We start from the raw sequence: 26,351 nt of genomic DNA, 5'->3' as shown, positions 1-26,351 counted from the left end.
TCGTGAAACACGGCAAGTACCCGCTGATCGCCACCTTCCTGGTGCCGCCGGTGCTGCTCTACGTCGTCTTCGTCGTCTCGCCGTACCTCCAGGCCTTCCAGATCTCCACCACCGACTGGCTCGGCTACTCCGCCGAGGCCAACCCGGTGGGGTTGGCCAACTTCAAGACGCTGTGGCGCGACGAGTACGTCTGGAACGCGTTGAAGAACAACGCCGTTCTGCTGGCGCTGGTGCCGGTGTCGACGATCGTGCTCGGGTTGTTCTTCGCCACCATGCTCAACATGGGTGGCCGCAAGGGGCGGGCCGGTGTGGCCGGAGTCCGGGGCAGCGCCGTCTACCGGACGGTCTACTTCTTCCCACAGGTGCTCTCGGTGGTCATCATCGCGCTGCTGTGGAAGGAGGTCTACCACCCGGGCAAGGGGCTGCTCACCAGCGCCGCGAACGGCCTGGGTCTGGCCGCGCCGACCTGGCTGGGTGACCCGCGTACCGCCTTCTGGTGTGTCCTGGCCGTGATGATCTGGAGCAACGTCGGCTTCTACGTGGTGCTCTTCGGCGCGGCCATGTCGTCGGTGCCGAGGGAGATCTACGAGGCGGTGCTGCTCGACGGCGCCAGCCGGCTCACCACCCTGTGGAGGGTGACCATCCCGCTGCTCTGGGACACCGTTCAGGTCGCCTGGGTCTACCTGGCCATCTTCGCTCTCGACGGCTTCATCCTCGTGCAGTTGATGACCAACGGCGGGCCGAACTTCTCCACCGACGTCATCGGCGTCCGGATGTACGACACCGCGTTCGGCAGCGAGACGAAGTTCGGCTACGCCTCGGCGATCGGTGTGGTGATGTTCTTCCTCACCCTCTCGGTGGCGGTGCTGGCGCTGCGGATCGGCAAGCGGGACAGGATCGAGTACTCGTGACCACAGTGGACAGCGCCGCGACCTCGACGCCGACCGCCGTACCGGCCGCCGGCCGCGCCGATCGCCCGGTCCGCCGCGAGTGGGGCGTGGTCAACCTGCTCTCGCACGGGTTCCTGCTGTTCTGGGGTGCGGTGACCGTGCTGCCGCTGCTCTGGATGGTGATCAGCTCTTTCAAGAGCAACGCGGAGATCCTGGCGGACCCGTGGGGCCTGCCGGGCGCGCTGCGCTTCGACAACTGGGCACGGGCGTGGGGCGGGGCCCACATCGGCCGCTACTTCCTCAACAGCCTGGTGGTGGTCACCGGATCGGTGACGCTGACCATGCTCACCGGCGCGACCGCCGCGTACGTCTTCGCCCGGTACGAATTCCGTGGCCGCCAGGTGCTCTACTACCTGTTCGTCGGCGGGCTGATGTTCCCGGTCTTCCTGGCCCTGGTGCCGCTGTTCTTCGTGGTCCGCAACGCCGGGCTCTTCAACACCTGGACCGGCCTGATCCTGGTCTACGCCGCGTATTCGCTGCCGTTCACGGTGTTCTTTCTGACCGCGTTCTTCCGCACCCTGCCGACCTCCGTCGCCGAGGCGGCGCTGGTCGACGGGTGTGGTCATTTTCGACTGTTCTTCCGGGTGATGCTGCCGATGGCGCGTCCGGGAATGATCAGTCTGGCCATCTTCAACTTCCTCAACCACTGGAACCAGTTCCTGTTGCCGCAGGTGCTCATGCAGGGTGACGAGTCCAAGTGGGTGCTGGCCCAGGGGCTGGCAGCGCTCTCGGTCAACCAGGGATATGCGGGCGACTACGCCCAACTCTTCGCGGGCCTCACCATCGCCGTGGTGCCGGTCCTGCTGGTGTACGTCGTCTTTCAGCGCCAGGTGCAGTCCGGCCTCACCGCCGGCCAACTCAAATAGTCGCCAGTCAATCGCCGATCTCGTCAGGTGGCGGGCACCAGACGGGCGTGCAGGGCGGCCGGGTCGGTCACCTCGGGAAGGTCGCGGGCGGCCAGCCAGGCCGCGGCGGCGGCACCGTCGCCGGCCGCTCGGATCGGCGCATCCGGCCAGCACTGTCGGGCCTCGGCGTGGACCGCGGCGGCCAGCAGGGTCTGGCCGGTCAGCAGGCCACCGCCGAGCACCAACGGCGAGGCGTCGCCGGGCGGGCGGACGCGGCTGGTGCTGCTGATCAGGTGCCCGGCTGCCTCGGCGATCAGCCCGGCGGCGACCGGCTCTGCGGTGCCGGCGGCGGAGACCACCAGCGGGGCGAGTCGGGCCAGCTCCACCGGCGGACGGCGGGTGACGGTCTGGACGAGCGCGTCGACGGTGTCCCGGGGCCGGGCGGCCACCTCGGCGGAGCCGGTCAGCTCGGTGAGCACCCGCCGCCCGAGGTCGCCCGGGTCGCCGCCGGCGTCGAGGGCGGCGAGCAGCCGGCGTACCGCCTGGTGGCCGAGCCAGAAGCCGGACCCGACGTCGCCGAGCAGCCAGCCGTGCCCGTCGGCGACGCGGGCCAGCCTCAGCTCACGCACCTGCGCGGCGATCGCCCCGGTGCCGGCGACGAGGACGGTGCCCGTCGGGCTGTGGGTACCCGAGGCGTACGCGACCAGGGCGTCGCCGTGCACCGCGTACGGGCAGCGCAGCCCGGCGGCGCGCCAGGCGTCGTCGAAGACGGCGCGACCGGCCGGGTCGGCGAGCAGCCGGCCGGCGCCGGCCAACCCGATCGCGCCGGCCCGCACCCGGCTCGGGTCGACGTCGGTGAGCGCCTGTCGCAGGGCGGCCCGGAGTTCGCCGGCGGCCCGGTTGGCGCCGTGGCTGGTGGGGTTGCCGCCGCCGGAGCGACCGGTGCCGAGCCGCTCGCCGTCGAGCGTCACCGCGAGGGCGCGGGTGGACGTGCCACCGATGTCCAGGCCGACCACGACGGTGCCGGTCACCACTGCCACCTCCCTGATGGATCTTGCATTCATGCTGGTCGAGCTGGCGTTTCCGGGCAAGGGCAGGGTCCGGCGAAGGCCTGTGCGCCAGGTAACAGTTTGAAAACTTCGCCCACGCTCTTGACATGGAGGTGCCTTCAGTAAGAACTTTTACCACTAACAGTTAACAGTCTTTTCCGAAAGGCGTCCCATGGTTGATCACGAGGCGGACACCTCCGCGGGCACCGCGGTGGCCGACGCCGATGGGGTTGATCGACGGGGCGCCCTGGGCGTCGCCGCAGGCGGGACACTGGCCCGGGTACGCACCGGTGCCGCCGAGCTGACCGGCGCGCTGCGCCGGGTCGCCGAGCATGTGCTCAGCGACCCCGAGGCGGCCGCCCGCGCCACCATCGTCGAGCTGGCCGAACGCAGCGGCACCTCGCCGGCCACGGTCACCCGCTTCTGTCGGGCGATGGGTTTCGACGGCTACGCCGACCTGCGGCTGGGCATCGCCGCCGAGACCGGCCGGGCCCGCTCGGCCGGTTGGACCGTCGACATCGGACGCGAGATCCAGCCCGGAGACCCACTCGAACGGGTACTGGAACAGATCATGGCCGCCGACACCCGGGCCATGCACGACACCGCCGCGCTGCTCGACCTGGCCGAGGTGGAGCGGGCCGCCGTCGCCATCGCCGGCGCCGAACGGGTGAACATCTTCGGCGCCAGCGGCAGCGCCCTGGTCGGCGAGGAGATGCAGTTCAGCCTGCATCGCATCGGGGTCGCCGCCTGGGCCTGGAACGACGTGCACTCCGGCCTCGCGTCCGCCGCGCTGCTGCGTACGGGCGACGTCGCGCTGTGCATCTCGCACAGCGGGCAGACCCGCGAGGCCATCGAGATGCTCGCCGAGGGCGGCAGCCGGGGCGCGACCACCATCGCGCTGACCGGCTTCCGCCGCTCACCGCTGGCCGAGCTGGCCGACATCGTCCTGCTCACCGCCAGCCAGGAAACCACGTTCCGTCCGGACGCGTTGTCGGCCCGGCACCCGCAGCTGGTCGTGCTCGACCTGCTCTACATCGCGGTCGCCCAGCGCACCCACGACCGCGCCCACGCGGCCTTCCGGCGTACCGCCCAGGCCGTCGACGGGCACAAGGCCGCGAGGGGAGCCAGCTCATGATCAGCGCCCAGGGGTACGCGAAGGCCGTCCGGCCGGTGCTCGACCGGCTCGTCGACCGGGAGTCCGAGGCGCTGGGCCGGGCCGCCGACCTGATCGCCGCCAGTCTGCGCGACGGCGGGGTGCTCCAGGCGTTCGGCGCCGGGCACTCGGAGGCGTTCGCCGCCGAGCTGGTCGCCCGGGCCGGCGGACTGGTCCCCACCAACCGGCTCTCCCTGCACGACCTGGTGCTGCACGGCGACGCCCCGCGCGGCGTACTCGCCGACCCCAAACTGGAGCGCGACCCGGCCGTCGCGCACCAGCTGTACGCGATCGCCGCACCGCAGCCGCAGGACGTGTTCGTGGTGGCGTCCCAGTCCGGCATCAACGGCTCGGTGGTCGAACTGGCCCTGCTGGCCACCCGGCGCGGTCACCCGTTGATCGCGGTCACCTCGGTCGAGCACACCGGACGGGTCGCCCCGCGGCATCCGTCCGGCCGTCGGCTCGTCGAACTCGCCGACGTCGTGCTGGACAACGGCGCGCCGTACGGTGACGCACTGCTGCCGCTCGAGGGCGGCGGCGCGGTCTGTGCGGTCTCCTCGGTCACCTCGGCGCTGCTGGCGCAGCTGCTGACCGCGGAGGTCGTACGACGGTTCCACCAGGCCGGAGAGGCGCCCCCTATCTACCTCTCCGCCAACGTCCCCGGTGGGGACGAGCACAACCTCGCCCTCGAGTCGCGGTACGCCGGGCGTCTCCGGCGCACCGCCTGACCCGACACCACAAGGAGAGTCAGACGATGTCCGTTTCCCCTGATCTCAACCGCCGGACCCTGCTGCGCCGTGCGGCGGCCGCGGGCCTCCTGGTGACCCCGGCCGTCGGCCTGCTCAGCGCCTGCGCCGGCAGCACGCCGAACGAGTCCGACAACAACGCCGGGGAGAAGAGCAACGACAACCCCTTCGGCCTGCAGGACGGCAGCGCCGTCAAGGTCGTCATCTTCAACGGTGGCCTGGGTGACGCCTGGGCGAAGGAAGACCAGGCGATCTTCAGCGCCAAGCACCCGAACGTCACCGTCAACATGAGCTCCACCCAGAAGATCAAGACCGAAGAACAGCCCAAGATGGCGACGCAGCCCAGCGACCTCATCATGAACTCGGGCGCCGACCTGATGGACCTGAGCACGCTGGTCAACGAGGGCGCCATCGAGCCGCTGGACGACCTGCTCGCCGCGCCGGCCTGGGACAGCGAGGGCACCGTCGCCGACTCCCTGCTGCCGGGCACCGTCTCCGACGGCACCTTCCAGGGCAAGTTCTTCGTGGTCTACGTCGCGTTCACGGTGTGGGGCAACTGGTACAACGGTGCCCTGTTCGACCGGGAGGGTTGGGCCCCGCCGAAGACCTTCGACGAGTTCTTCACCCTCGCCCCGCAGATCAAGGCCAAGGGCATCGCCCCGTACGTCTACGACGCCGTGCACGGCTACTACCCGCGCTGGGCGCTGATGGCCTCGATCTGGAAGTCGGCCGGCAAGCAGGCGGTCGTCGACATCGACAACCTGAAGGAGAACGCCTGGCGCGCCGAGGGCATCCTGCCGGCGCTGGAGGCGTGGGAGAAGCTGGTCAAGGACAAGCTGGTGCTGCCGGGCAAGCTCGACCACACCCAGTCGCAGCAGGCGTGGCTCGACGGCAAGGCCGCCTTCATCCAGGTCGGCACCTGGCTGAAGAACGAGATGGCCGCGACGATCCCGCCGGGCTTCGAGATGAAGCTCTCCGACTACTGGGGTGTGACCGCCGCCGACAAGGCGCCCAAGGACGTCTTCGCCGGTGCCGGTGAGGGCTTCGTGGTGCCGAGCAAGGCCCCCAACAAGGCGGCGGCCAAGGAGTTCCTGCGCGCGGTGGTGTCGAAGGCCGGTTCGGCGAAGTTCGCCGAGTTGACCAAGTCGCTGGCGTCGACCAAGGGCTCCGGCGACAACGTGCAGGACCCGGCGCTGGCCACGGCGAACGAGCTGATGAAGAATGCCGGCTCGGACCTGATCTCGGTCAAGCTCTGGGACTTCTACGCCGACCTGGACAAGGAGAGCCAGAACCTCTCCCAGGAGCTGATGGCCGGCCGGCTCACCGCCGCGCAGTTCGTCGACAAGATGCAGGCTGCCGCCGACAAGGTCGCCAAGGACTCGTCGATCACCAAGCAGACCCGCAACGCGTGACACCTGCCCGGACATAACCGAACGAGGAAGTGGGAGAAATGCGGCACGGTGTTGCGCGTTTCGTCACGGGTTTCCTGGCGCTGCCGGTCGGGCTGTACCTCTTCTACGTGGTGTGGCCCTTCCTGCAGGCGGCCGGGTACTCGCTGACCGACTGGGGAGGCTACTCCGACCGGCAGCAGTTCGTCGGGCTGGACAACTACATCCGGTTGTTCTCCGACGAGCTGATCAGGAAGGCGTTCTGGCACAACGTCTTCTTCCTGATCACCGTGCCGCTTTTCACCATCGCGCTGGCCCTGTTCCTCGCGTTCCTGCTCAACGTGGGCGGACGCGAGGACAAGGCCGGCATCCGGGGCGTTTTCGGCTCCGGCCTGTACAAGGTGATCTTCTTCTTCCCGCAGGTGCTGTCCCTGGTCGTGATCGCGGTGATGTGGCAACAGATCTACCGCGCCGACGGCCAGGGCCTGATCAACGGCATGCTGATGAAGATCGGGCTGGTCAACCAGGACGACCCGATCACCTTCATGTACGACCCGGAGCCCTTCCTCGGCGTACCGGCGGTGCTGTGGTGGCTGCTGCTGATCGCGGTCTGGAGCGGGGCCGGCTTCTACATGGTGCTCTTCTCCGCAGCCATGCAGTCCATCCCGAAGGACATCTACGAGGCGGCCATCCTCGACGGCGCGGGCCGCTTCCACACCTTCTTCCGGATCACCCTGCCGCTGCTGCGGGACACCGTCTCGGTGGCCTGGGTCTACCTGGGTTTCATCGCCCTGGACATGTACGCCCTGGTCTTCGTCATGACGCCCAGCCAGGGCGGCCCCAACCACGCCAGCGAGATCTTCGCGTCGGTGCTGAACTTCACCGCATTTCAGAAGGGCCAGTTCGGCTACGCGTGCGCGATGGGTGTGGCACTGGCGATCTTCACGATCCTGCTGGCCGCCGCGCAGCTGAGGATCACCCGTCGTGAGCGGATCGAGTACTGAGGAGACCTGGACCATGAGCACGGTGACCCACACCCCGGGTGGCCTGGCCGGGCCCGACCAGGCCCCACCGCCGGGCCGTACACCCGCACAGCGTGCCGCCGTCGGCGGCGGCCGCGCCGGGGGGCGGTTCTTCAACGGCTTCTCGCACCTGTTCCTCGCCGTCTGGGCGATCATGGTGGTCTACCCGCTGCTGTGGGTGGTGATGTCGGCGCTCAAGACCGACGCGGAGGTCATCCGCAAGCCGCTGTCGCTCATCCCCGAGCGGTTGCAGTGGGACAACTTCGCCCGGGCCTGGACCGAGGGCCACATCGGTTCGTTCTTCTTCAACACCATTCTGGTGCTGGTCGGCAGCGTCTTTCTCACCATGCTGCTCGGCTCGATGGCCGCCTACGTGCTCGCCCGATACGAGTTCCCCGGCAACCGCGTGATCTACTACATGTTCCTGTCCGGGCTCACCCTGCCGATCTACCTGGCCGCGGTGCCGCTGTTCAAGGGCGTCTACAACACCGGCGTGGTGCTGCCGTTCCTCGGCCCGAACAAGCACCTCATGCTGATCCTGGTCTACGTGGCCTGGTCACTGGCGTTCACCGTCTTCTTCATGCACTCGTTCTTCCGTACCCTGCCCACCGCGATCGCCGAGGCGGGCATGGTCGACGGGGCGTCACACAGCCGGCTGTTCTTCAGCGTCATGCTGCCGATGGCGAAGCCGGGCCTGATCAGCATCGGCATCTTCAACGTCCTCGGGCAGTGGAACCAGTGGTACCTGCCGACCCTGCTGATGCAGTCGGTGGCCGGCGAGCCGAAGAACCAGGTCATCTCGCAGGGCCTCATCGAGCTGTCGGTCAACCAGGGCTACCGCTCCGACTGGTCGGGCCTGTTCGCCGGGGTGACCATGGCGATGCTGCCGGTGCTCATCGTCTACATCGTCTTCCAGCGCCAGGTGCAGTCCGGCCTGACCGCCGGCGTCAGCAAGTAATCCCCGTATCTCTTGATCGTCTGCACCTGGGTGACTCGCACAGCGGCGTGTCGGGTCACCCAGGTGCAGACGATCAAGAGCAGAATCGCGACGACGCCAGCGGCGAGAGGAGGAGGACGCCCATGACAACCTTCGCCGATCTTCATCGCGTCGGCGATCCGCTGGTGCTGCCGAACGTGTGGGACGTCGCGTCGGCCCGTGCCCTGGTCGAGGCCGGCTTCCCCGCGCTCGGCACCACCAGCCTCGGCGTGGCCGCCGCCCACGGTCTGCCCGACGGCGCCGACGCCGCGACCGCCGAGACCCTGGCGCTACTGCACCGCCTGACGAAGCTTGCGGTCCAGCTCACCGCCGACATCGAGACCGGGTCGGTCGAGGCGGCGGTCGCGGTGGCGCAGGCCGGCGCCGCCGGCGTCAACGTCGAGGACGCGATGCGGCCGGCGGCGGAACACGCCTCGCTGATCCGGTCGGTGAAGCGGGAGGTGCCGGAGCTGTTCGTCAACGCCCGCACCGACACCCACTGGCAGCGCGCCGGTGACCTGTCCGAGACCCTGCGACGGGTCCGGCGCTACGCGGACGCCGGCGCGGACGGGGTGTTCGTGCCGGGTCTCGCCGAGCCCGCCGACATCGAGGCGGTCGTGGCGGCGGTCGACGTGCCGGTCAACATCCTGTTCCTGCCGGGCCGGCACACCGTGGCCGCGCTGGCCCAGCTGGGCGTGCGACGGATCAGCACCGGCTCCCTGCTCTTCCGGGCGGCCCTGGCCGCGGTGGTCGGCACGGCCACCGCCGTCCGCGACGGCGGACCGGTCGGGCTGGACCTGCCAACCTACGCAGAGGTGAACTCGGCTCCGACCCCTCGCTGATCCGCCGCGGACGCCGGGCCACGGGTTGTCACACCGGCCGGGCAGAATCGCGTCCGTGCTGGTGGCGGTGGTGTCCGACGAGCGGGGCGGGGGAGTGCTGCAACCCCTGCACCCGACCGGCGCACCGCTCGGCCCGCCCGAACCGGTCACCGACCTGCCCGCCGCGATGGCCGCCCGGGAGCGCGCCGACCAGCCGCGCTGGGTGTGGGCGTGCGGCACCACGCTCTACCCGGCGCTGCTGCGCGCCGGCGTCCGGGTGCAGCGATGCCACGACGTGGAGCTGACCGAGGCGCTGCTGCTCGGGTACGCCGGTCGCTGGGGTGAGCCGCGCGCACTGGCCGCGGCGTGGGCTCGGCTGACCGGGGCGCCGGTGCCGACCGATCCGCCGCCGCGCGCTGCCGCACCGCCCGGCGCTGGGCAGGGCGCGCTCTTCGACGCCACGCCCGGGCCGTCAGGTCCGGGCATCACCGCCTTGACCACCGTCTACGCCGACCAGCTCGACCGCATCGCGGTCACCGCCCAGCCGGGCCGGTTCCGGCTGCTGGTGGCCGCCGAGTCGGCCGGGGCGTTGATCGCCGCCGAGATGGGGGCGGCGGGGCTGCCGTGGCGGGCCGACGTGCACGACGCGGTGCTGGCCGAGTTGCTCGGGGAGCCGTCCCCGGTGGGCGGGCCGCCCCGCCGGCTGGCCGAGCTGGCCGCGCGGATCGCCGACGCGTTCGGCGTCCGTCAGGTGCACGCCGACAGTCCGGCGGAGCTGCTGCGGGCGTTCGCCCGCGCCGGGGTGGATCTGCCCAACACCCGGGCCTGGGTGCTGCGCGGGGTGGATCATCCGGCGGTGCCGCTGGTCCTGGAGTACAAGGAGCTCTACCGGATCTGGACGGCGCACGGTCGCACCTGGCGGGACGCCTGGGTGCGGGACGGTCGCTTCCAGCCGGAGTACGTGCCCGGTGGGGTGGTGTCCGGGCGCTGGGCCACCCGGGGCGGCGGCGCGTTGCAGATCCCGAAGGTGATCCGCCGGGCGGCGATGGCCGACCCGGGGTGGCGGTTCGTGGTGGCCGACGCCGGGCAGTTGGAGCCCCGGGTGCTGGCGGCGGTCTCCGGTGACGCCCGGCTCGCCGCCGCCGGCGCGACGGGTGACCTCTACGCGGCGCTGGCCCGGGACGCGTTCGGAGGCGATCGGGGCCGGGCCAAGCTGGCGCTGCTGGGGGCCATGTACGGGCAGACCGGTGGGGCGGCGGTGCCGGCCCTGGCGGTGCTGCGACGCAGCTACCCGACGGCGCTGCGCCACGTCGAGGCGGCGGCGCGGACCGGTGAGGCGGGCGGGTTGGTGCGCTCCTGGCTGGGGCGGACCTGCCCGCCCGGTACGGCGGGGCTCGGCGGTGGCGACGACGGCGTGGCAGACCCGGACGCCGGCGGCGACGCGCAGTCGCCACGGGCCCGGGCGGCCCGGTCCCGGGGCCGGTTCACCCGCAACTTCGTCATCCAGGCCACCGCCGCCGAGTGGGCGTCGACGTTGCTGGCGGTGCTCCGGGTCGAGCTGGCCGGCACCGAGGCGGAGCTGGTCTTCTTCCAGCACGACGAGGTGATCGTGCACTGCCCGGCCGGGCAGGCCGAGCAGGTGGCGGAGGTGGTCGAACAGGCCGGGCAGCGGGCCACCACGCTGCTGTTCGGCGACACCCCGGTCCGCTTCCCGCTGGATCTGTCGGTGGTGGAGTGTTACGCCGACGCGGCCTGAGTCGTGCCCAGATGACTCGGATCGCTGCCTTCGCGGGGTGAATGCCCCCTATTGTTCGGCTATGTGGGATCGGGGGCCGGCAGTCGTCGGCGGGACGCGGCCATGAGCGGGGCCACCGCGGTGGGACGGCCGCACACCCGCCTGGAGGGCCACGACAAGGTGACCGGGACGGCGCGTTACGCGGTGGAGTACCCGGTGGAGGGCGTCACGTACGCCCAGGCGGTGCAGGCGACGATCGCGCGGGGTGAGATCACCCGGGTGGACACCGTGGCCGCGCTCGCGGTCGACGGGGTGCTGGCGGTGCTGCATCACGGCAACGCGCCCCGGCTGGCCACCGGAGTCGACGCGGAGCTGTTCCGTCTGCAGGAGCCGACCGTCCACTACCGTGGCCAGGTGGTCGCACTCGTGGTCGCCGAGAGCATCGAGGCGGCGCGGGAGGCGGCCCGACTGGTACGCCTCGACTACGACGCGCAGCCACACCGTACCGAGCTGTCCGCGCAGGATCCCGGGTTGTACCAGCCCGACCACGTGAACCCGAGCTACCCGACGGACGTGCTCGTCGGCGACTTCGACGCCGGGTTCGCCGCCGCGGAGGTCCGACTGGAGCTGACCTACCGGACGCCGGCCTACCACAACAGCCCGATGGAGCCGCACGCCTCGACGGCACAGTGGCAGGACGGGCGGTTGCTGGTGCACGACTCCAACCAGGGGTCCACGCCGGTGCAGGAGGTGCTGGCCCGGTTGTTCGGGCTGTCACCGGACGTGATCCGGATCATCAACCCGCATGTCGGCGGGGCCTTCGGCGGCAAGCTCTACACCAAGGTCCAGACCGTGCTCGCCGCGCTGGCCGCCCGGCACGTCGACCGGCCGGTGCGGCTGGCGTTGACCCGGCAGCAGATGTTCGGGCCGGTGGGCTACCGCACCCCGACCATCCAGCGGGTCCGGCTCGGTGCCGGCCGGGACGGGCGACTCGTGGCGGTCGGGCACGACGCGATCAGCCAGACCTCGACGATGACGGAGTTCGCGGAGCAGACGGCGGTCTACACCCGCCACATGTACGCCACCGCGAACCTGCGCTCGACACATCGGCTGGCCCGGCTCGACGTACCCACGCCGTTCTGGATGCGGGCACCCGGGTTCGCCCCGGGCTCGTTCGCGCTGGAGTCCGCCCTGGACGAGTTGGCGCTGGCGTGCCGGATCGACCCGGTCGAGCTGCGGCTACGCAACGACACCCCCGTCGACCCCGACAGCGGGCAGCCGTTCACCAGCCGCAACCTGGCCGCCTGCCTCACCGACGGCGCCCGGCGGTTCGGCTGGGCGGGGCGGGACCAGACCCCACGGGCCCGGCGTGCGGGCCGGTGGCTGCTCGGCACCGGGATGGCCGCCTGCACCTATCCGACCCGAGCCCGGCCGGCCGCCGCGTCTGCCGCCGCGTCGGCGGACGGCACCTTCGAGGTACGCATCAACGCGACCGACATCGGCACCGGCGCGCGTACCGCGCTGTGGCAGGTGGCCGCCGACGCGCTCGGCGCACTGCCGGAGCGGGTACGGATCGAGGTGGCCGACAGCGCCCTGCCACCGGCGAACGTGGCCGGCGGATCGATGGGCCTGGCCTCGTGGAGCTGGGCGGTGGTGCGCGCCTGCGAGCGGCTGTGCGACCGGATCGCCGAGCTGCGCGGCAGCGTGCCGGCCGAGGGATTGTTCGTCGAGGTGAACACCGAGGAGGAGGTGGCGGCGCAGAGCACGCTGCCGCGCTTCGCGCACGGGGCGCACTTCGCCGAGGTGCGGGTGGACTCCGAGACCGGCGAGCTCCGGGTGCTGCGTCAACTCGGCGTCTTCGCCGTCGGCCGGGTGGTGAACCCGGCCACCCTGCGCAGTCAGCTCATCGGCGGGATGACCATGGGACTGTCGATGGCGCTGCACGAGGCGGGTGTGTTCGACCACCGGTACGGCATCTGGGTCAACCACGATCTGGCCAGCTATCACTTCAGCAGCAACGCCGACGTGCCGGCGGTCCAGGCGCACTGGGTCCTCGATGAGGACAGTCAGCTCAACCCGCTCGGGATCAAGGGCGCCGGTGAGATCGGCATCGTCGGTGCGGCGGCGGCCATTGCCAACGCGGTGCACCACGCCACCGGCGTACGGGTTCGGGAACTACCCATCACCCTGGACAAGCTCCTTGACTCCTGACGTGTCGGCAACGGCTCGATGTTCATCTGGAATTCCATTCGGATACATTCTTTGATGCCGCGGGATTTACCTCGCAGATTTGCCAGCGCCCGCTGTTTCGGCGCGCGTCTGTGGTGTGCCACCCTGTGCTCCGCATACCTGACCACTTCGGTCGACAAGGTGACGGTGCCTGGGAGGCGGCATGGCCAGACGCGTCTATTTGCACATCGGCGCGCCGAAGACGGGAAGCACCTATGTGCAGAACGTCCTCTGGAACAACCACAGCGTATTGAATGACGCCGGCTTTCTGTTGCCGGGCAGCGCGGTGGCTCAGGACCAGGCCATGGCCGACCTGCGTGCGGCGTCCTGGCGGGACGCCGACGTCTACTGGACGTGGGACCGGCTGGCGGCGAAGGCCCGCAAGTGGCCCGGCGACGTGATCATCAGTAACGAAGGGCTCGGTGCGGCGGACGACGCGCAGGCCGCCCGGGCGGTGGAGAGCCTGCAACCCGCCGAGGTACACGTCATCGCGGCGGGACGGGACCTGTGGCGTACCTTCCCGTCGTTCTGGCAACAGAGCATCCGGGCCCGTAGCGGTTGGCGCTTCGGCGCGTTCATGCGCGCCGTGGAACAGGGCAAGGCCGACGTGTTCTGGAGTAGGCACACGGCACCCCACATGCTGCGCCGGTGGGGCGACCTGGTCCCGGCGGAGCGGCGTTACCTGGTGACGGTGCCTCCCGCCGGCGCCCCACGACACCTGCTGTGGCGGCGCTTCGCCCAGATCATGGGGATTCCCGACGGCCTGTGTGAGCTGGCGGAGCCCACCTCGAATCCGTCGCTCGGCGCCGCCGAGATCGAACTGCTCCGTCGCGTCAACCTCGCCCTGGGCGACAGTTATCCGCTCCGGACGCCCTACCAGAAGGTCGTGCACCGACATCTGGTCGACGCGGTGCTCAAGGAGCGCGGCAACGAGCTGAAGTTCGGTGTCGGCCTGGACCGGGCCGAGTGGGTGCGAGACCTCGCGGAGCAGCAGATCAAGGAGCTCCAGGACTACCCGTGCCAGGTCGTCGGGGATCTCGACGAGCTGCGGCCCACCACGATGAGACAGACCACCAGCCCCGACGAGCTCGACGACGGGCAGCTGCTCCGGGTGGCGGTCGAGACGATCGTCGGCATGCTTGGCCACGCCGAGTCCCTCGACCGGCGGGCGGACCGGCAGCCCGAGGAGGTCCTGTCCCGCCTGCGGGCCAGGGCGGCCGGCGGCGTAAAACGTCGACTACGCCTCGCCACCCGCCGCGACACATAGCCAGGTCTGTCTGGGTCACTCGCCGGCCAGGTCCAGCAGGGTGCGGACGATGGCGTTGCGGGCCAGCGGGACCTTGAAGGCGTTGTCCGACTGCGGTCGGGCGTCGACGAGCTCCGCCTCCGCCGCCCGGCGCAGCCGCTGCTCGGTGAGCGGACCGCCGCGCAGCAGATCCTCGGCCCGGGTGGCCCGCCAGGGCTTGTGCGCCACGCCGCCGAGCGCGATCCGCACGTCGCGTACCTGCCCGTCGACCAGGTCGACCGCGGCGGCCACCGAGACCAGGGCGAACGCGTACGACGCCCGGTCGCGGATCTTGCGGTAGCGGGAGTTCGCGGCGAACGGTAGCGGCGGCAGGTCCACGGCGGTGATCAGTTCTCCGTGGGCCAGCACGTTGTCGTGTTGCGGGTCGGATCCGGGCAGACGGTGCAGCTCGGTGAGCGGGATGACCCGGCTGCCGTCCGGGCCGACGGTCCGCACGGCGGCATCCACCGCGACCAGCGCGACGGCCAGGTCCGACGGGTGGGTGGCGATGCAGTCCGGCGAGGAGCCGAGGACGGCCAGATCCCGGTTGTGTCCCTCGATCGCGGAACAGCCGGTGCCGGGCTCCCGCTTGTTGCAGGCGGTGCTGACGTCCTGGAAGTAGCCGCAACGGGTGCGTTGCAGCAGGTTGCCGCCGACGGTGGCCAGGTTGCGCAGTTGGGTGGAGGCGCCGCCCAGCACGGCCTGGGCCACCACCGGACAACGGCGACGGATCAGCGGGTCGGCGGCCAGGTCGCTGTTGGAGACTCCGGCGCCGACGCGTACCCCGCCGTCGGGCAGTTCCTCGATCGTCCGGGAGGTCACCCCACGGAGGTCCACCAGCAGGTCGGGGCGGGCCACGTCGAGCTTCATCAGGTCGACCAGGTTGGTGCCGCCGCCGAGGAACGCCGCCTGCGGGGAGCGGGCCAGCAGCGCGACCGCGCCGGCCGGGTCGGTGGCGCGCTCGTAGCGGAACGGCCTCATGAGCGGGCCACCTCCTGGATCGCGGGCACCATGTTGGCGTACGCGGCACAGCGGCACAGGTTGCCGCTCATCCGTTCCTGGATCTCGTCGGGTTCGCCGGCCACGTCGATCGGACCGGTGTCCGGCGCGCCGTCGGGCCGGTCGAAGGTGACCGCGCTCGGCCAGCCCGCCGCCGCCTCGTCGAGCAGGGCGACGGCGGAGACGATCTGTCCGGGGGTGCAGTAGCCACACTGGAAGGCGTCGTGCTCGATGAAGCTGCGTTGTACGGGATGCAGCTGACCGTCGACCGCGAGTCCGTCGGCGGTGACGATCTCGGCGCCGTCGTGCGCCACCGCAAGCGCGAGGCAGCTGTTGGCGCGCCGTCCGTCCAGCAGCACCGTGCAGGCGCCGCACTGGCCGTGGTCGCAGCCCTTCTTGGGGCTTGTGTTGCCCAGCCGTTCGCGGAGCGCGTCGAGCAGCGTGGTCCGGGTGTCGACGGTGAGTCGGTGGTCGGCGCCGTCGACGCGAAGCGTGATCTCGGTATCCATGATGTCCCGCCCTCGGGTGATCGTGGGTCGCGGACCAAGCTATCGCCATTGACCGGATTACCATCCCCAAGTCCAATAAAATATATAAAAAGGTACGCAAGTGGTTCGCGGCTGGAGGTGCGGCACATGTTGGCGGAGGTGTGGCCGTTCGTCGAGCAGCGGCGCCGCGCCGGCCAGCGGGTCGTGCTGGCCCGGTTGGTGCGCCGCGCCGGCCCGGGCTCGCGACCACTGGGCGCCACCATGGCGGTGGCCTCGGACGGCGGCTGGACGGGCTCGGTCTCGGGCGGCTGCGTGGAGGCAACCCTGCTCGCCGAGGCCCGCGAGGTGCTCGACGGAGCCCGCCCCCACCTCACCGTGATCAGCCCCGGAGCGGACCTGATGCCCTGGGAGCCCGCCCCGGTCTGCGCCGGCGAGCTGGGCGTGCTGATCTGCCCGGTGCCCGCCGGCGGTGTGTACGCGGCCATCGGCGCGGCGCTGGCCACCCGTCGCCCACTCACGCTCGGGGTCGAACTGCGGGATCCGTTCCGTTGGTCGACGGCGGCGAGCCGGGACGGGCTGCCGGGCAGCGGGGAACACTTCGTCGAGGAGTTGCACCCCGGTCCCCTGCTGCTGCTGGTGGGCGCCACGGACCTGGCCGCCGCGCTGGCCGCGCTGGCGGTGTCGATGGGTCACCGGGTGGTGGTGGTCGACCCGCGACCCGCGTACGCCCAGCGGGAGCGGGTGCCGGCGGCCGACGACGTGATCTGCGGGTGGCCGGAGGAGTGGCTGGCCGCCGCACCGCTGAGCACCCGCGACGCGGTGCTGGTGGTGACCCACGACCCGCGGATCGACGACCGGGCGATCCGGGCCGCGCTCGCCGGGGCGGCCGGCTATGTGGGCGCGCTGGGCAGCCGGGAGACCCACGCCCGGCGGCTGGACCGGCTGGCGGGCCTGCCCGGCCTCGACCGGCTCAGTGGCCCCGCCGGCCTGGACCTGGGTGCCGCCTCGCTCGCCGAGACGGCGCTGTCCATGCTCGCCGAGGTGGTGGCGGTCGGCAACCGGCGCGGCGGCGGCCGGCTGCGCGACGCGTACGGAGCGATCCGGGGCACCGCCGGGGCCGCGTCGGGCAACCTTTCCCGGGGCGCGGTCGGTATTACCTCGTGACCGATGGGGCGGGGAAGGCGGCTACGTGGACACACCAGTCGGGTTCGACGACTTCGTCGCCAGCCGATCACCGCGGCTGCTGCGTACCGCCTTTCTGCTGACCCGGGACTGGGCGCTGGCCGAGGACCTGCTGCAGACCGCGCTGGCGCGGGCCTGGGAGTCGTGGCGGCGCATCGAGGGCGACCCCGAGCCGTACGTGCGGCGGATCATCGTCAACGCGTACGCCTCGTGGTGGCGGCGGAGGTGGCGCGGCGAACTGCCCACCGCCGACCTGCCCGAGGCGGCCACCGCGCAGGACCCGCACCTGGGCTTCGACGACCGGGACCGGCTCTGGCGGGCGCTGGGTCGGCTGCCCCGCCGGCAGCGGGCCGTGCTGGTGCTGCGGTACTTCGAGGACCTGTCGGAGGCCGAGATCGCCGGTGCCCTCGGCTGCTCGATCGGCACGGTCAAGAGCCAGGCGAGCCGGGCGCTGGCCAAGCTGCGACTCGACGAGACGCTCGCGCCGGAAGGGACGCCGCGATGAACCTCAGCGACCTCAGGCAGGTCCTCGACGAGCGCTCCGCCGACTCGACCGAGCTGACCGTCCACCACCTGCGCCTGCATGGCGTACGCGCCAAGGTGGCCGCGCGGCGCCGGCTGCGGATCATGGCCTTGACCAGCACGGTCGCGCTGGTGCTGGTCGCCGTCGCCGTCGCCGTGCCCGCGTCTCGGCGGGATGTCGCGCCCACGCCGGCGGTCAGTCCGTCGCCCACCGGCCTGATCGAGGGATTCCCGGAGTACTTCAAGGGGACGAGGGTGACCGGAGAGGCGGTGGCCGTCCTGCCGGAGCGTCGCGTCGAGGTGACGGTCGTGCCGACCACTCTCGACCTCGTCCTCTTCCACCGCTGCGACGGCATCGACGACGGCATCCTGCTGGACTCGGCGATCGGCGTCGACGGCCGCGTCTTCGGTACGGGTGGCTGCGTCGGCCAACAGGGGCCGGAGGACTGGGCCGAACTGGGCGTGAAGGTCGGTAAGCCGGTCACCTTCACCATGACGATCACCGGCGCTCGCGACGCCGCGGCAGAGCAGAACCCGCCGACCGTGGTTCCGGAGCATGGCATGTTCGGGCTTGCCGTCGGCGAGCGGGTCCCGTTCGACGAGTACCCGTTGCCGGCCCGGCCGCCGGGGCCACTGCCCTCGCTCGACGAACAGACCGAGTGTGTGGGTGCACTGTGCCCGTATGTCGTCACCCTACGCTCGGACCCGGCCGACCCGACCCGGACCATCAGCCAGACGCTGTCCTGGCGCACGCTCAGCCACATCGACCTGGTCACCCAGACGCCCGGGCGGCTACGGGTGCGGATCGACGATGTCGAGATCACCACCACCGAGTGGTGGGACTACGAGCCCGTCGGCGTCGGCCTCCAGGGCGACCGCGATCTGGGGTGGAAGGAGGACTTCGGTCTGGACCTGAACCCGGGCGAGCAGGTGACCGTCGAGGTCGTACCCGAGCACTTCACCGGCGAGTGGCGGGTCCTGCTCATCCCTAACACGGTGGACCAGCCGGACTGATCGGTCGACGCTGCCGACAGCATGGCGTGACGTGGTCGACCGCTACCGGGGGCCGTGGGGCAGTGGGCCGCGGACACCCCGGGCGGCCATCAGGATGAGGTCGGCTATGGCCTCCGGATGGGTGACCATCGCGAGGTGCGACGACTCGACCTCGATCGTGGTCGCGCCCATCCGTGCGGCCAGGAACCGCTCGAGCTCCGGCGCGGTGGTGCGGTCCTGGGTGGAGACGGAGTAGTAGCAGGGCTTGTCGCGCCACGCGGCAATGGTCGTGCGGGAATCGAAAAGATCGGCGGCGATCGGCCCCTGCACCGCGTAGAGCGCCCGCGCCCGGGCCTCGTCGACGCCACCGGCGAAGTCGCTCAGGAAGGACTCTTCGCTGAGCTGGGCGTGGCCGTCGTGGTGCACGAGTCCGGCGTTCGCCGGTGGGGTTGGGAACCGGGCGGCGAGTGCGCTGTAGTCCTCGCCGACGTCGGGCGCGCGGGCGGCAACGTAGACCAGGGCGGAGACCTTCGGATGGTCGCCGACCTGGCTGATCACCGTGCCGGCCCAGGAATGGCCGGCCAGCACCGTCGGCCCGTCCTGTTGGTCGAGGGCGCGGTGGGTGGCGGCCACGTCGTCGGCCAGGGAGGTCAGGGGGTTCTGCACGGCGGTGGCGTTCAGCCCGGAGCGTTGCAGGATGGAGATCACATCGGACCAGGACGACCCGTCGGCGTAGGCGCCGTGGACCATGACCACGTTGCGAGCGGGGTCGGCTGCTGTCGCATCGCTCACGGGTCAGCCCTCCAGATGTCGAGTTATCCAATTTACACCAAATGCCCCGCCACTCTCCTCGGTCCGGGATCGTTGCAGACGATGTGCGTAGGACAGGACGGCCGGGGCCACGCGGTCCCGGCCGGTCCCACTCTGGAGGGAGCGCAGCTCTGAACCGGATCGCAGGAATGATCATCGCTGCGGGGGGTGGTCGCCGCATCGGCGGCCCGGAAGCCCTGCTGCACCAGGGCGGCAAACCCCTGGTCGACCAGATGATCGACACGCTGACGGAGGCAGGCTGCGGACAGATCGTGGTCGTCCTGGGAGCCGCGGCCGACCAGGTACGCGAGACCGCCGACCTGAGCCGGGCCACGGTGGTGGTCAACCGCGCCTGGGGTACCGGCGTCGGCTCGTCCATCCGGGCCGGTCTCGCCGGAATCGACGACGATCGGGTCGAGGCGGCGGTGGTGCTGCCGGTCGACATGCCGGGCCTCACCGCCGAGGCGGTCCGCCGGGTCGCCGCGCTGCCCTTCCCGGACGTGCTCGTCTGCGCCACCTACAACGGGCTGCGCGGCTACCCGATGCTCTTCGGCCGCCGGCACTGGCCGGGCATCGCCACCCTGGCCAGCGCCGACGTCGGTGCCCGGCCGTACCTGCTGGCGCACAAGGACCACATCGTCGACATCGCCTGCGACTCGGTCGCCGACGGCAGCCGCGTGGACACACCCGAGCTGATGGCCCTCTACGGCCTGTCCGTGCCCGAACAGCGCGTCGGCGTCTGACCGCCCCGCCCCGCAGCAGAGCGGGAACGGGTCAGGGCAGGCGGCCGGTTCGGTCAGTCCGCGGAGAGGTCGAACAGGTCGGCGGCGCTCTGCCAGCAGACCGCGCGCAGCCAGTCGTCGCCGAGGTCGAGCCGGGCCAGACCGGCCAGTTGATCCGCGTACGGGTACGGGATGTTCGGGAAGTCGCTGCCCAGCAGCACCTTGCCGGCCAGCCCCAGCTCACGCAGCCGGGGCGACTCGTCGGCCGGGAAGGGCATGAACTGGTCGAAGAACGGAGTGAACGCCATGGTGGTGTCCAGTCGCACCCGCTCGTACCGCTCGGCGAGGTCCAGGAAGGCCGGGTAGTCCGGCGCGCCCAGGTGGGCGACGATGGCGGGCAGTCGCGGGTGCCGGGCCAGCAGCGCGGCGAACGGGTCCGGTCCGGTGTGGGCGGTGCCGACCGGTGCGTGCCCGGCGTGCGCCACCACCGGCACCCCGGCGTCGGCGAGCAGGCCCCACACCTCGTCCAGCGCCGGATCGGTCGGGGCGAAGCCACCCACCTGGAGGTGCACCTTGAAGACCCGGGTGCCGCCGTCGATCGCCTCGGCGACGTAGCGCGGCGCCGACGGCTCCGGGAAGAACGTCGCCGAGGGCAGGCAGCCGCCGGTGGCGCGGGCGAAGTCCAGCGTCCAGCGGTTCAGCTCCTCGGCCATGCCGGGCCGGTGGGCGTACGCGAGCGCGCTGAACGCCCGGACCCCGAGCCGGCGCAGGTGCGCGACCCGGTCCTCGTCGCTCCACCGGTATCGGACCGGCCACTCCAGCCCTACCAGCGGCCCGGCCGACTCGAAGTACTCCCACACCCGGCGGCGTAGTCGCGGCGGCAGGAAGTGCACGTGCACGTCGGCCAGCCCGGGCAGGCCGAGTCCCTGCCAGAATCGCGGCACCGAGTCGTCGGCCGCCACGATTGCCGGGTCGACGTCGGTGACGGTCATATGTCGAGGTTGAACTTCTGCAACACGGAGGGGGCGACCAGTCCCAGCGTGGCCAGCACCGAGACGACGGTCAGCGCGGTACGGACGAAGACGATCTCGGTCTTGCCTCCGGCGCGCAGCGCGATCCTGTCGGGCAGGCTGATCGGCGTCCACATCCGCCGTTTGATCGGGATCGGCCAGAGGATCGGTACGCCGGCTCGGGTGATCATGTCGCCGATGATGTGTACGAAGGAGCCGACCCCGACCGCCAGGCCGATCATCGGGTAACCGCGGTCGCCGGGCAGGTTGGCGGCGGTGAAGCTGGCCGCGCCGGCCGAGACCAGGGTGACGATGAGCCAGCCGGCCCGCTCGGCCCACTTGTCGAACAGGCCGCGCAGGGCAAGGCCGATCATGAAGAACAGGATGCCGATCACCGCCCACTTGCCGTACGAGGCGCAGAGCGTGGTGGTGCCCCAGCCGACCAGCACGGTGAACGGGATGGTGTGGGTCAGCGTCCGGTGGCCGTTGTTCCGTCTCGGGTCGCGGCTGAGCTTGGTGGCGTAGTAGACGCCCAGCGAGATCTTCTCCACCACCTCGGCGACGAACAGCGAGAAGACACCGAACGTGCGGGCCACGGTCGCGCCGCCCCGGTTGCGGGTCACCTTGCCGGACAGGTCGAGGTCGGGCAGCAGTGCGGCACCTGAACAGACGGCGGTGCCGACGGCCAACGCCAGCGGCGACTGCTCGTAGTCGTAGAAGTGCTGCAGCGCCCAGGACCCGCTCAGCCATACCGCCGCGCCGGACAGCGCGTGCGACGGTCCCATCATCTCGGCTCGCCCTCCCCAGGGATCTTGAGCGCCAAAACTACGCCACTGTAGTTCGCTGCCGCGCCGCAGGGGGATCACCCCAACGGTCCACATGGGACGATGCCGGAGCACGCTCCGCCAACCAGGCCGATCACCAGCGAGTATGGCGGTGCGCCGCCGTTGCCCGACGCGCTCTGTCGGCCATGAGACGGCCACGCGGCCAATCTGCCGCCCGGGCCGGGCTGCCGGACCGACCGGCAGGGACCGGAAGCCGGCAACGCCGGCGTCTCAACCATCCGCAGCCGGACGGGTGTTGTTGTCGGCGAGGGGGTGAGCATGGCGGAGACGTTCCGCGAGTTCGTGGTGCACCGCTCGCCGCGGCTGTCGCGCACCGCGTACCTGCTGACCGGCGACCACCAGCTCGCCGAGGATCTGTTGCAGGCCGCGCTGGCGCGCACCTACCGGCACTGGCGGCGGATCTCCGACGGCGACCCCGAGGCGTACGTGCGGCGGGTGATGTACCACCAGCAGATCTCGTGGTGGCGCCGCCGCCGGATCACCGAGCGGCTCCAGTCGCAGCCGCCGGAGCGGGCCGCCACCGACACCGCCGAGGCAACCGTGCTGCGGCTCAGCCTCGCCACCGCGTTGCGCCGGCTCACCCCGCGCCAGCGGACCGTCCTCGTGCTGCGGTTCTACGAGGACCTGACCGAGGCGCAGGTGGCCCAGGTGCTGGGCTGCTCGGTCGGCACGGTCAAGCGGCACGGCCACGACGCGTTGCGCCGGCTGCGCGAGATCGCCCCCGAACTGGTCGACGTCCCGGTGGAGAGGAGCGCACGATGACCGCCCGACTGCGCGAGGCGCTACAGGCCGTCGCGGACGACGCACCCGCCTATCCGGTGTACGAGCGGGCGCTGGCCACCGCCCGCCGGTCCCGCCATCGGCACCGGCTCGCGGCGACGGCGGCGGCCGTGGCGCTGGTCGCGCTCACCACGATGACGCTTCCACTGGTGCGCACCCCGGCCCTCGAACCGGCGGCCGGCTCTCCTGCCGCGTTGCCGGACCGGGTCGCCCTGCCACCGATCGGCACCCTGCACGTCACCGACCGGCCGCTCCTCGGCCCGGCCGCCGTGCTGTTCAGCGGGGTGGCCGGGCGGCTGAAGGGCTGGAACGACGCCAACCGGGTCGGTGTGGTCGGTGCCGACTCCGACCGGTACCGGATCATGCCGATGGGGTACGAGGCGCCGGCCGGCGAGGTCGTCCTGCTCTCGCCGGACGGCCGGTACGTCGCCCGGCCGGCCGGCAGCCACGAGCGCCCCCGGGTCGACATCGTGGACCTGGCCACCGGCCGCACCCGGCAGCTGAACGGCGGGCCCGCAGCCAGCACGTCGATCGAGCCCGCCGCCTGGTCGCCGGACGGCCGTCAACTGGTCGTCCGGTACATCGCCCCCACCGACCCACCGAGGGCGGGCCACCGCGCGGTGCTCGGCGTCGTGACGCTCGACGGAGAACGGTGGACCCGGCTGGCCGAGGGCGGGCTCCAGGCGATCTTCGGCTCGCCCGTCGCCTTCACGGCGGCGGGGGACCGGATCGCCTTCCAGGTGGGACGGTCGGTGACGGTCTCCAAGCCGGACGGCACAGCGCTGTCGTCGCTCCTCCTTCCCGCCGACTCCTGGCTGGCCGGCAAGGGCGCGTGGAGTGCCGACGGCCGGTGGCTGACCGTGACCACCCGTCGGGCCGACAACACCGACTGGAGCCTGCGGCGGCTCGACCCGGCCACCGGGCGCGACGCCGGCCCGCTGGACCTGCCCACCGTCTCCGGGACGACCGCGATCAGGTTGCTCGGTTGGGGCCCGGACGGGTCGGCGCTGGTGGTGGCGTACGAACCGGGACCGGTGGCGCAGGACCGGTTCGACCAGCCGCTGGAGATGGACCAGCGCACGGCGTACGGCAACGTGGGGGGTGTCCAGGTGCTGGCCCTGATGCCGGGAGCGACCGGGCCGCGTACGGTGCTGACCGCTCCGGCGGAGGTGCTCGCCGTCGACGTCGCCGACGAGGTGATCCGTTCCGGCCGCACCCGGCAGGCGAGCCCACCGGGCGGGGTGGGGGGCCGGTTCTGGTTCTGGACCACGCTGACCGTCGTGGTGTGGGCCGGGATCGCCGTCTACCGGTGCCGGGAGAACCTGGCGTTGTGGCTCGACGACCGTCGGGTCCGACGGGCCCGCGCCACGGCGGAACGCAGCGGTTGACTACCCGGACGCCGTCACCACCAGCGTTTGCGTGGCGGCCGGACGGTGACGTCACCGAAGATCGCGCGGCAGTGCACCTCGACCAGCGGGGCACCGGGCAGGACCGGCCCGGTCAACTTGGACTTCTTGTTGCCGAAGACCGCGGTGCCGGTGAGCCGTACGTCGGTGCCCTCCGGCACGACGACCGTGACGTTGCCGAAGATCGCCTCCGCATCGATCCTGGTCGCCGGACCGGGCAGGTGGGTCTCGTGCAGCTCGATCCGGCAGTCGCCGAAGACGGCCCGGGCCTCGATCAACTCCGGTACCGACCAGGCGCCCTTGCGTACGTCGTCGCCGAAGACGGCCAGCATCTTCTCTGGTGCCGCAGCCAGGGCCCCAGTGTGACGTACGGGTGACCGTTCCGGGGCGTCCGGCAGGTCCGTGGTCAGCCGGGCCAGCTCGCCCCGGGTCTGCGCGGCGTGCGCCGCGCCGGCCCGCTCGGAGTACTCGTCGAGGGTGAGCCGGCCCTCGGCGGTAGCCTTTCCGAGCAGCTCAACGACCTCCTCCCGCTCCCGGTCGGATACTCGCAGCTGGTCGTCGTGCCGGTCCGGTTCCACCACCCGAGACTAACGGTGCACCGCGAGGAGACGGCTCAGCGGGCAGGTCGGAAGCTTTCCCGCACCGTGGTCAACTGGCTCGCCGCGGCCGTCCAGTCCCGTTCGCGGGTGATCCAGCCCAGCGTCCAGGTACGGCTGCGCGCGGGCCGATCCGGCACGATCTGGGTGGCGCGTAGCCGGTCGCCGTGCGGGGTCAGCCAGCCGAATTCCCACTCGGTGGCGTTGCCGACCCGGCCGAGGCGGAACTCCTGGTAGCCGGGGAGGGTGCCGGCGGCCAGCTCCCGGTCGCGTACCGCTCGCAAGCGGGCGACCGGCTCGGCGGTGGCGTCGGTATGGCCGGCGACGCTGAGGGCCCGCCCGGTCGCCGGGTCCTGGAAGCAGGCCACGTCGTTGTCGCGGGAGTACCGCCAACCGGCCGGTACCGCCACTCGGAAGCCGACGGTGTCGGCGTGCCAGGCCCAGTCGGGGGGCGGTCGGAAGCGCTCGGCGGCGGGGGTCACGCCGATCACCGGATCACCGTCGACCCACGGTCGTACGCAGGGTAGCGGCGGTGGGACCACACCGCCGGGCGGCGGACCGGGCGGTCGCCCCCCGTCCGGTGGCCGCCCGCCCGGACCGGGAGCATTCACGTCGAACGGTGCGTTCGACGCGAGGCTCGGCGCTTCCTGGTCGGTGTGCCTCGCCCCGGTGCCCACCACCGTCAGCGCGGCGCCGATCCCGGCCGCCATCGCCACCAGCACGGCGACCGCCGCCAGCGCCCAGGGTCTGGCCACGGCGGAGCGGTCCCGCTCGGTCTCCGGTGCCGGGCCCGGCCCTCCGGCGGGTACCGGGTCCGGCAGATCGCCGGTCGGCGTCCCCACCGGATCGCCGTCCACCGCGCTCGGGGTCGCCGCGCCGGGGCCGGCCGGATGGCGGGCCGGGCCGGTGTCGTCGTCGCCGCGCGGCGGTTCGGCCCGGTCGGCGGCGAGCAGCCGTCGGCGGGTCTCGGTGTGGTCGGTGCGGTGCGCCGGGTCGCGGCGAAGCAGCCCGGCCAGCGCCGCCGACAGCGGCCCGGCGTGCGGCGCGGGGTCCGGCGGCGCGGAGGCAAGTGCGCTGAGCGTGGCCATCGCGGTGCTGCGGGCGTACGGTGCGCGGCCCTCGACCGCGGCGTGCAGGGTCGCGCCCAGCGACCACAGATCGGCCGGCACGCTGGACACGCCCTCGGCGGCGCGTTCCGGTGCGACGTACTGCGGTGAGCCCAGGATGGTGCCGGGGCCGGTCATCGTCTGGTCGCCGCCGTCGAAGACGGCCAGCCCGAAGTCGGTGAGCAGCACCCGGCCGTCGTCGGCGACGAGGACGTTCGCCGGCTTGACGTCGCGGTGCAGCACCCCGGCGTGGTGCGCCGCCCGCAGCGCGTCCAGCAGGGCCAAGCCGATGCGGGCGGCGTCGCGCGGTGGCAGCGGACCGTCGTCGTCGAGGACGTCCTGGAGGGTGCGGGAGGGGACGTACTCCATCACGATCCACGGGGTGCCGGCGTCGGAGACCACGTCGTAGACGCGGACCACGTTGGGGTGACTGAGCCGGGCGGCGGTGCGGGCCTCGCGCAGGGTACGGGCGAGCAGTTGGTCCAACTCGTCGCCACCGAGCGAGGCCGGCAGCACCACCTGTTTGACCGCCACCGTGCGGTGCAGCAACTCGTCGTCGGCCCGCCAGACCGTACCCATCCCGCCGCTGCCGACCAGCTCGAGCAGCCGGTACCGGCCGGCGATCACCGCTCGCACGTTCTCCCCAATCCGCCGTCCGGCGTACACCTTAGCCAGCGGATCGGGGATCACCTA

The 26,351-nt window shown here is 71.7% G+C and carries 25 protein-coding genes; 17 read left to right on the top strand and 8 right to left on the bottom strand.

From position 1 onward, the window contains the following. The first annotated feature begins 2 nt into the window (after window positions 1-2). Window positions 3-911 (top strand): carbohydrate ABC transporter permease, encoded by a 909-nt coding sequence (locus BMY89_RS27265; RefSeq protein ID WP_092382939.1) that lies wholly within the window; start codon window positions 3-5, stop codon window positions 909-911. Further along, the gene (locus tag BMY89_RS27260) at window positions 908-1,816 is read left to right on the top strand and encodes a carbohydrate ABC transporter permease (RefSeq protein ID WP_092382937.1); all 909 of its coding nucleotides are present in this window, start codon (window positions 908-910) and stop codon (window positions 1,814-1,816) included. Before BMY89_RS27265 ends, BMY89_RS27260 begins: the two co-directional genes overlap by 4 nt. A 23-nt stretch (window positions 1,817-1,839) precedes the next feature. On the opposite strand, the gene BMY89_RS27255 is transcribed toward BMY89_RS27260, so the two are convergent. Then, a complete protein-coding gene (locus BMY89_RS27255; protein WP_092383020.1) occupies window positions 1,840-2,826 on the bottom strand; it encodes an N-acetylglucosamine kinase in 987 nt (328 codons plus the stop codon). Between the two features lie 190 nt (window positions 2,827-3,016). Here BMY89_RS27255 and BMY89_RS27250 point away from each other — a divergent pair, with 190 nt between their 5' ends. From BMY89_RS27250 to BMY89_RS27210, 9 genes are all read left to right on the top strand, one after another. Beyond that, window positions 3,017-3,979 carry a MurR/RpiR family transcriptional regulator gene (locus BMY89_RS27250; protein ID WP_092382935.1) on the top strand — a complete coding sequence of 321 codons (963 nt, stop codon included), beginning with the start codon at window positions 3,017-3,019 and terminating at the stop codon, window positions 3,977-3,979. Next, window positions 3,976-4,725: a sugar isomerase domain-containing protein gene (locus BMY89_RS27245; RefSeq protein ID WP_092382934.1), complete on the top strand. Its 750-nt coding sequence runs from the start codon at window positions 3,976-3,978 to the stop codon at window positions 4,723-4,725. Before BMY89_RS27250 ends, BMY89_RS27245 begins: the two co-directional genes overlap by 4 nt. Window positions 4,726-4,751: 26 nt before the next feature. Further along, window positions 4,752-6,155 (top strand): N-acetylglucosamine/diacetylchitobiose ABC transporter substrate-binding protein, encoded by a 1,404-nt coding sequence (gene ngcE, locus BMY89_RS27240; protein WP_092382933.1) that lies wholly within the window; start codon window positions 4,752-4,754, stop codon window positions 6,153-6,155. Between the two features lie 38 nt (window positions 6,156-6,193). Next, window positions 6,194-7,135 (top strand): carbohydrate ABC transporter permease, encoded by a 942-nt coding sequence (locus BMY89_RS27235; protein WP_092382932.1) that lies wholly within the window; start codon window positions 6,194-6,196, stop codon window positions 7,133-7,135. Between the two features lie 13 nt (window positions 7,136-7,148). Further along, window positions 7,149-8,111, top strand: coding sequence for a carbohydrate ABC transporter permease (locus BMY89_RS27230; RefSeq protein WP_092382931.1), 963 nt, complete (start codon window positions 7,149-7,151; stop codon window positions 8,109-8,111). A 122-nt stretch (window positions 8,112-8,233) separates the two neighbouring features. Further along, entirely contained in the window at window positions 8,234-8,971 is a 738-nt protein-coding gene (locus BMY89_RS27225; protein WP_092382930.1) for an isocitrate lyase/PEP mutase family protein, read from the top strand. A 25-nt stretch (window positions 8,972-8,996) separates the two neighbouring features. Beyond that, on the top strand, window positions 8,997-10,706 hold the full coding sequence (locus tag BMY89_RS27220; protein ID WP_092382929.1) for a bifunctional 3'-5' exonuclease/DNA polymerase: 1,710 nt from the start codon (window positions 8,997-8,999) through the stop codon (window positions 10,704-10,706). 102 nt (window positions 10,707-10,808) lie between these two features. Further along, complete coding sequence (locus BMY89_RS27215) at window positions 10,809-12,896, top strand: xanthine dehydrogenase family protein molybdopterin-binding subunit (RefSeq protein ID WP_092382928.1); 2,088 nt, start codon at window positions 10,809-10,811, stop codon at window positions 12,894-12,896. 181 nt (window positions 12,897-13,077) lie between these two features. Next, entirely contained in the window at window positions 13,078-14,181 is a 1,104-nt protein-coding gene (locus tag BMY89_RS27210) for a hypothetical protein (RefSeq protein WP_092382927.1), read from the top strand. Between the two features lie 15 nt (window positions 14,182-14,196). Here BMY89_RS27210 and BMY89_RS27205 read toward each other — a convergent pair whose 3' ends face one another. Together BMY89_RS27205 and BMY89_RS27200 are read right to left on the bottom strand one after the other, a co-directional pair. After that, window positions 14,197-15,180 carry an FAD binding domain-containing protein gene (locus BMY89_RS27205; protein WP_092382926.1) on the bottom strand — a complete coding sequence of 328 codons (984 nt, stop codon included), beginning with the start codon at window positions 15,178-15,180 and terminating at the stop codon, window positions 14,197-14,199. Continuing rightward, window positions 15,177-15,707: a 2Fe-2S iron-sulfur cluster-binding protein gene (locus BMY89_RS27200; RefSeq protein WP_092382925.1), complete on the bottom strand. Its 531-nt coding sequence runs from the start codon at window positions 15,705-15,707 to the stop codon at window positions 15,177-15,179. Before BMY89_RS27200 ends, BMY89_RS27205 begins: the two co-directional genes overlap by 4 nt. Before the next feature lie 126 nt (window positions 15,708-15,833). Here BMY89_RS27200 and BMY89_RS27195 point away from each other — a divergent pair, with 126 nt between their 5' ends. From BMY89_RS27195 to BMY89_RS27185, 3 genes are read left to right on the top strand one after another with little or no spacing between them, the layout of a single operon-like run. Then, entirely contained in the window at window positions 15,834-16,850 is a 1,017-nt protein-coding gene (locus tag BMY89_RS27195) for an XdhC family protein (protein WP_092382924.1), read from the top strand. Between the two features lie 25 nt (window positions 16,851-16,875). Continuing rightward, complete coding sequence (locus tag BMY89_RS27190; RefSeq protein WP_092382923.1) at window positions 16,876-17,373, top strand: SigE family RNA polymerase sigma factor; 498 nt, start codon at window positions 16,876-16,878, stop codon at window positions 17,371-17,373. Then, the gene (locus BMY89_RS27185) at window positions 17,370-18,404 is read left to right on the top strand and encodes a hypothetical protein (RefSeq protein ID WP_092382922.1); all 1,035 of its coding nucleotides are present in this window, start codon (window positions 17,370-17,372) and stop codon (window positions 18,402-18,404) included. Before BMY89_RS27190 ends, BMY89_RS27185 begins: the two co-directional genes overlap by 4 nt. A 42-nt stretch (window positions 18,405-18,446) precedes the next feature. On the opposite strand, the gene BMY89_RS27180 is transcribed toward BMY89_RS27185, so the two are convergent. Further along, entirely contained in the window at window positions 18,447-19,175 is a 729-nt protein-coding gene (locus BMY89_RS27180; protein WP_198414137.1) for an alpha/beta fold hydrolase, read from the bottom strand. A gap of 167 nt (window positions 19,176-19,342) precedes the next feature. On the opposite strand from BMY89_RS27180, the gene BMY89_RS27175 reads away from it, so the two are divergent. Next, the gene (locus tag BMY89_RS27175; RefSeq protein ID WP_092382920.1) at window positions 19,343-19,936 is read left to right on the top strand and encodes a nucleotidyltransferase family protein; all 594 of its coding nucleotides are present in this window, start codon (window positions 19,343-19,345) and stop codon (window positions 19,934-19,936) included. Window positions 19,937-19,989: 53 nt separating this feature from the next. Here BMY89_RS27175 and BMY89_RS27170 read toward each other — a convergent pair whose 3' ends face one another. After that, window positions 19,990-20,907, bottom strand: a complete 918-nt coding sequence (locus tag BMY89_RS27170; RefSeq protein WP_092382919.1) for an amidohydrolase family protein — start codon at window positions 20,905-20,907, stop codon at window positions 19,990-19,992. Continuing rightward, on the bottom strand, window positions 20,904-21,713 hold the full coding sequence (locus BMY89_RS27165; protein WP_092382918.1) for a metal-dependent hydrolase: 810 nt from the start codon (window positions 21,711-21,713) through the stop codon (window positions 20,904-20,906). Before BMY89_RS27165 ends, BMY89_RS27170 begins: the two co-directional genes overlap by 4 nt. Window positions 21,714-22,028: 315 nt before the next feature. On the opposite strand from BMY89_RS27165, the gene BMY89_RS27160 reads away from it, so the two are divergent. Continuing rightward, complete coding sequence (locus tag BMY89_RS27160; RefSeq protein ID WP_092382917.1) at window positions 22,029-22,532, top strand: SigE family RNA polymerase sigma factor; 504 nt, start codon at window positions 22,029-22,031, stop codon at window positions 22,530-22,532. After that, window positions 22,529-23,938 (top strand): TolB-like translocation protein, encoded by a 1,410-nt coding sequence (locus tag BMY89_RS27155; RefSeq protein WP_092382916.1) that lies wholly within the window; start codon window positions 22,529-22,531, stop codon window positions 23,936-23,938. The genes BMY89_RS27160 and BMY89_RS27155 overlap by 4 nt, the downstream gene beginning before the upstream one ends. A 14-nt stretch (window positions 23,939-23,952) precedes the next feature. Here BMY89_RS27155 and BMY89_RS27150 read toward each other — a convergent pair whose 3' ends face one another. Further along, window positions 23,953-24,534: a DUF1707 SHOCT-like domain-containing protein gene (locus BMY89_RS27150; RefSeq protein ID WP_170147792.1), complete on the bottom strand. Its 582-nt coding sequence runs from the start codon at window positions 24,532-24,534 to the stop codon at window positions 23,953-23,955. Between the two features lie 35 nt (window positions 24,535-24,569). Continuing rightward, a complete protein-coding gene (locus BMY89_RS27145) occupies window positions 24,570-26,294 on the bottom strand; it encodes a serine/threonine-protein kinase (protein WP_232521571.1) in 1,725 nt (574 codons plus the stop codon). Window positions 26,295-26,351: the final 57 nt, after the last annotated feature.

It is taken from the genome of Micromonospora phaseoli (assembly GCF_900109115.1).
Taxonomy (GTDB): Bacteria; Actinomycetota; Actinomycetes; order Mycobacteriales; family Micromonosporaceae; genus Micromonospora; species Micromonospora phaseoli.
The sequence above is the reverse complement of the archived record's forward strand: the minus strand, read 5'-3'. Positions and strand labels throughout refer to the sequence as shown.